Annotated in this window: 1 rRNA gene; it reads left to right on the top strand. The window is 49.7% G+C overall.

The window, feature by feature from the left end:
- Window positions 1-262: 262 nt before the first annotated feature.
- Window positions 263-1,833 (top strand): 16S ribosomal RNA (locus HMPREF0520_RS01555).
- The last annotated feature ends 99 nt before the right edge of the window (window positions 1,834-1,932 follow it).

Below are 1,932 nucleotides of genomic sequence, written 5' to 3'. Positions count from 1 at the left end.
AATCATGTATAATTTTTAAATGTCGTCACGGATAAGACGTGAGCGGCAGGTTTATGAGAAAAAAGTTCTTTACAAACAGAACTAAGTATGATAAACTAAACAAGCACTAGATGTGCGTAGTACCTTGAAAACTGAACAAAGTTTCGCTAATTGTGTGCGGGGGTAAGACCCCAAACAAAAGCGAAGTCAATTTCGCAAGCAATAAATTTGAGATAACAAATCAAACAAATCGAAAATGAGCTAGAACAGTTCAATTTAAAAATAAATTGAGAGTTTGATCCTGGCTCAGGACGAACGCTGGCGGCGTGCCTAATACATGCAAGTCGAGCGAGTCTGCCTTGAAGATCGGAGTGCTTGCACTCTGTGAAACAAGATACAGGCTAGCGGCGGACGGGTGAGTAACACGTGGGTAACCTGCCCAAGAGATCGGGATAACACCTGGAAACAGATGCTAATACCGGATAACAACAGATGATGCCTATCAACTGTTTAAAAGATGGTTCTGCTATCACTCTTGGATGGACCTGCGGTGCATTAGCTAGTTGGTAGGGTAACGGCCTACCAAGGCGATGATGCATAGCCGAGTTGAGAGACTGATCGGCCACATTGGGACTGAGACACGGCCCAAACTCCTACGGGAGGCAGCAGTAGGGAATCTTCCACAATGGACGCAAGTCTGATGGAGCAACGCCGCGTGAGTGAAGAAGGGTTTCGGCTCGTAAAGCTCTGTTGTTGGTGAAGAAGGACAGGGGTAGTAACTGACCTTTGTTTGACGGTAATCAATTAGAAAGTCACGGCTAACTACGTGCCAGCAGCCGCGGTAATACGTAGGTGGCAAGCGTTGTCCGGATTTATTGGGCGTAAAGCGAGTGCAGGCGGCTCGATAAGTCTGATGTGAAAGCCTTCGGCTCAACCGGAGAATTGCATCAGAAACTGTCGAGCTTGAGTACAGAAGAGGAGAGTGGAACTCCATGTGTAGCGGTGAAATGCGTAGATATATGGAAGAACACCGGTGGCGAAGGCGGCTCTCTGGTCTGTTACTGACGCTGAGGCTCGAAAGCATGGGTAGCGAACAGGATTAGATACCCTGGTAGTCCATGCCGTAAACGATGAGTGCTAAGTGTTGGGAGGTTTCCGCCTCTCAGTGCTGCAGCTAACGCATTAAGCACTCCGCCTGGGGAGTACGACCGCAAGGTTGAAACTCAAAGGAATTGACGGGGGCCCGCACAAGCGGTGGAGCATGTGGTTTAATTCGAAGCAACGCGAAGAACCTTACCAGGTCTTGACATCCATAGCCAGTCTAAGAGATTAGATGTTCCCTTCGGGGACTATGAGACAGGTGGTGCATGGCTGTCGTCAGCTCGTGTCGTGAGATGTTGGGTTAAGTCCCGCAACGAGCGCAACCCTTGTCATTAGTTGCCAGCATTAAGTTGGGCACTCTAATGAGACTGCCGGTGACAAACCGGAGGAAGGTGGGGATGACGTCAAGTCATCATGCCCCTTATGACCTGGGCTACACACGTGCTACAATGGACGGTACAACGAGAAGCGACCCTGTGAAGGCAAGCGGATCTCTGAAAGCCGTTCTCAGTTCGGATTGCAGGCTGCAACTCGCCTGCATGAAGCTGGAATCGCTAGTAATCGCAAATCAGCACGTTGCGGTGAATACGTTCCCGGGCCTTGTACACACCGCCCGTCACACCATGAGAGTCTGTAACGCCCGAAGCCGGCGGGATAACCGAAAGGAGTCAGCCGTCTAAGGCGGGACAGATGATTAGGGTGAAGTCGTAACAAGGTAGCCGTAGGAGAACCTGCGGCTGGATCACCTCCTTTCTAAGGAAGGCGAAAGTATCTGGAGAGCAGAGATGCTAAGAGAAGGATATGAGAAGCCAAGCGGAAAGCACACAAAGAAACTTTGTTTAGTTTTGAGGG

Origin of the sequence: Lactobacillus iners DSM 13335 (assembly GCF_000160875.1) — a bacterium.
GTDB lineage: Bacteria > Bacillota > Bacilli > Lactobacillales > Lactobacillaceae > Lactobacillus > Lactobacillus iners.
The sequence above is the reverse complement of the archived record's forward strand: the minus strand, read 5'-3'. Positions and strand labels throughout refer to the sequence as shown.